Consider the following 3,273-nt stretch of genomic DNA (forward strand, 5'->3'; position numbering starts at 1 on the left):
TCCGCCCTAGTTCGTTATGATTTCCGGTCCCATGAGTGCTGTTGGGAGGAAGGTCGAGAGGGCGGGGATGTAGGTGACCATGATGAGGAAGACGAAGAGCACGGCCAGGAACGGCAGGGCGGCTCGGACGACGGCCATCATCGGCATGCCGGCGACGCCGGAGGTCACGAAGAGGTTCAGGCCCACCGGCGGGGTGATCATGCCGATCTCCATGTTGACCACCATGATGATGCCCAGGTGGATCGGGTCGATGCCCAGCTGGATGGCGATCGGGAAGACCAGCGGCGCGACGATGACCAGCAGGCCCGAGGGCTCCATGAACTGGCCGCCGATCAGCAGGATCACGTTGACCACGATCAGGAAGGTGATCGGACCCAGGCCCGCGCCCAGCATCGCCTCGGCGATGTGCTGGGGCACCTGTTCGTCGGTCAGCACGTGTTTCAGGATCAGCGCGTTGGCGATGATGAACATCAGCGTGATGGTCAGCTTGCCCGCATCATAGAGCGTGTTGATCGTGTCGCGGTGGAAGAACGCCGTGATCAGCGCCTGCGGCTTGCGCAGCAGCGAGGTGTTGCGCTGACCGTCCTTGGTGGCCAGCGGACCCATGTCGCGATAGACGAAACAGGCCACCAGGAAGGCATAGACCGAGGCCACGGCGGCCGCTTCGGTGGGGGTGAAGATGGCGCCGGTCAGGCCGGGAATGCCGTAGATGCCGATCATGATGATGGCGATCAGCATCAGCCCCCAGAAGGCGTCGCGGAAGGAGTCGCCGACCTCGCTCCAGCCCAGCCAGTCGCCCTTGGGCAGGTTCTTGACCTTGGCGATGACATAGATGGTGATCATCAGCATCAGACCCGCCATCAGGCCCGGAATGACCCCGGCCAGGAACATCCGCCCGACCGAGACATCGGTGGCCGAGGCATAGACCACCATCACGATGGAGGGCGGGATCAGGATGCCCAGGGTGCCGGCGTTACAGATGACCCCGGCGGCGAAGTCCTTGGAATAGCCCACCTTCTGCATCGCCGCGATGACGATGGAACCGATCGCCACGACCGTCGCCGGCGACGAGCCCGAGAGTGCGGCGAAGATCATGCAGGCAAAGACGCCGGCGATCGCCAGACCGCCCGGCAGGTGGCCGACGCAGGCGATGGCAAAGCGGATGATCCGCCGCGCCACCCCGCCGGTGGACATGAAGCTCGAGGCCAGGATGAAGAACGGGATCGCCAGCAGCGTGTAGTGCCCGGCCATCGCCTGGTAGAGCGATTGCGCCACCGAGGCCAGCGAGCTGTCGGAATTGAGCAGCAGGAAGATGATCGAGCTGAGGCCCAGCCCCACCGCGATCGGCACGCCGATCAGCAGCAGGCCGATGACCATCAAGAACAGAAGTACGATTTCCATGGGTCAGGTGTCCTTGCCGAAGGGCGTGTCGTGGTGGGTGGCGCTGAGGTCGTCGACCTGGTCCTCGACCTCGTGGCTCACAATCAGGCTCTCATGGGTGCCCTTGATGATGCCGACGGTCACCTCGACCACCCGCACCAGCAGCAGCAGGCAGCCCACGGGCAGGATCAGATAGGGCACCATTCGCGGCAGTTTCTCGTAGGTCTCGCCCTCGTTGAAGATCGGCTCCAGCCAGCGCAGCCAGTCCACCATCGGGATCTGGTCGGTCTCGTACCAGGCCTGGTCGCGGCTGTCGGCCAGACCGGTCGGGAACCAGCGCCCGGTGGTCGCGTCCATCCCGGCAAACGGCGCGTAGTAATCCCAGGCCCCCTTCATCAGCAGGATCGCGTACAGGCAGCAGCACAGCGCCGCGATGATCGCCAGGACGCGCTGTTTCGGCGCCGTCAGCAGGTTGATCACCGCGTCCACGCCCAGGTGGGCGGTGATCCGGAAGGCATGCGAGATGCCGAACAGCACCAGCCAGGCGAACAGCACCAGCACCACCTCAAGGCCCCAGATCAGGCTTTCGTTGAATACGTAACGCAGCACCACGTTGATGAAGGTCAGCAGCACCATGATGCCCAGAATGGCGGCGATGACGACTTCTTCGGTGCGGGCGACGGCCCGCCCCAACGCGGTCTGCGGTTGATGTCTGGAATGCGCGCTCATCGGCTGCTCCCTCCCCTCAGGAAAAGGCCGCCCGGTCGCGCCGGACGGCCTGTCTGTCTGGTGATCGCGATTACATCGAGGCGTTGATCTGCTGGGCCGCGTCGATCGCCTCGGCCCCCACGTCGCCTTCGAACTGGATCCACACCGGCTTCATCGCCTCGACCCAGGCCGCACGCTGCTCGGGCGTCAGTTCGCGGATCACGCCGCCGGCGTCCAGAACCGCCTGCCGGTTGTCCGCATCCACCTGCGCGATGGCCTGGTTGCGGGTCACGGTGACTTCCTCGACGATGGTCTTCAGCTGGGCGCGCACGTCTTCGGGCAGCCCGTCCCACCAGTCGACCGAGGTCACGACCATATAGTCCAGCAGGCCGTGGTTGGTTTCGGTGATGCCGTCCTGGACTTCAAAGAACTTCTGGCCGTAGATGTTCGACCAGGTGTTCTCCTGGCCGTCGACAACGCCGGTCTGCAGGGCGCCGTAGACCTCGGAGAAGGCCATCGGCTGCGGGCTGGCGTCCAGCGCTTCCATCTGCGCCACCAGCACGTCCGACGGCTGTACCCGGAACTTCAGGCCGGCCGCGTCCGAGGGCAGGATCAGCGGCTTGTTGGCCGAGAACTGTTTCAGGCCATTGTGCCAGAAGCCCAGCCCCAGAAGGCCGCGGCGCTCCATCGAGGTCAGCATGTCCTGGCCGGTTTCCGACGATTGGAACGCTTCGACCGCGTCCATGTTCTTGAACATGAACGGCAGGTCGAAGATACGGAACTTCTTGGTGAATTTCTCGAATTTCGACAGCGAGGGCGCGGCCATCTGCACGTCGCCCTGCAGCATCGCCTCGAGCACCTGGTCATCGTTGTAAAGCGTCGAGTTCGGGTAGACCTCCATGCAGGCGGTCCCGTTCATCTCGTCGTTCACACGCTCTTGCAGCAACGAGGCGGCAATCCCCTTGGGGTGCTTGTCGGTGTTGGTCACATGGCTGAACTTGATGACGATCTCGCCATCCTCGCAGGCCGCCATCGCGGACCCCGCCGCCAGCACAAGACCCATGGCTGTCGCCGCTGCAGTCACAAATTTCATCGATCATCCTCCCGATCAGTCGCTGAAACACGAACACACAAATCTGCGCGTCCCCAATCCCATCATCACCATCAAGAGAGACCGTTCAACAG

At 63.7% G+C, this 3,273-nt stretch carries 3 protein-coding genes; all 3 read right to left on the minus strand.

Going from position 1 to position 3,273, the window contains the following annotated elements:
- Nucleotides 1–6 precede the first annotated feature (6 nt).
- The 3 genes from AB0T83_RS20105 to AB0T83_RS20115 all read right to left on the minus strand — a co-directional run bounded on the left by AB0T83_RS20105 (nucleotide 7) and on the right by AB0T83_RS20115 (nucleotide 3,181).
- Nucleotides 7–1,401 carry a TRAP transporter large permease gene (locus AB0T83_RS20105; RefSeq protein WP_366194976.1) on the minus strand — a complete coding sequence of 465 codons (1,395 nt, stop codon included), beginning with the start codon at nucleotides 1,399–1,401 and terminating at the stop codon, nucleotides 7–9.
- Nucleotides 1,402–1,404: 3 nt separating this feature from the next.
- Nucleotides 1,405–2,109 (minus strand): TRAP transporter small permease, encoded by a 705-nt coding sequence (locus AB0T83_RS20110; RefSeq protein WP_366194977.1) that lies wholly within the window; start codon nucleotides 2,107–2,109, stop codon nucleotides 1,405–1,407.
- 70 nt (nucleotides 2,110–2,179) lie between these two features.
- Entirely contained in the window at nucleotides 2,180–3,181 is a 1,002-nt protein-coding gene (locus tag AB0T83_RS20115; protein ID WP_366194978.1) for a TRAP transporter substrate-binding protein, read from the minus strand.
- Nucleotides 3,182–3,273: the final 92 nt, after the last annotated feature.

It is taken from the genome of Meridianimarinicoccus marinus (assembly GCF_040689105.1).
In the GTDB taxonomy this organism is placed as follows: Bacteria; Pseudomonadota; Alphaproteobacteria; order Rhodobacterales; family Rhodobacteraceae; genus Meridianimarinicoccus; species Meridianimarinicoccus marinus.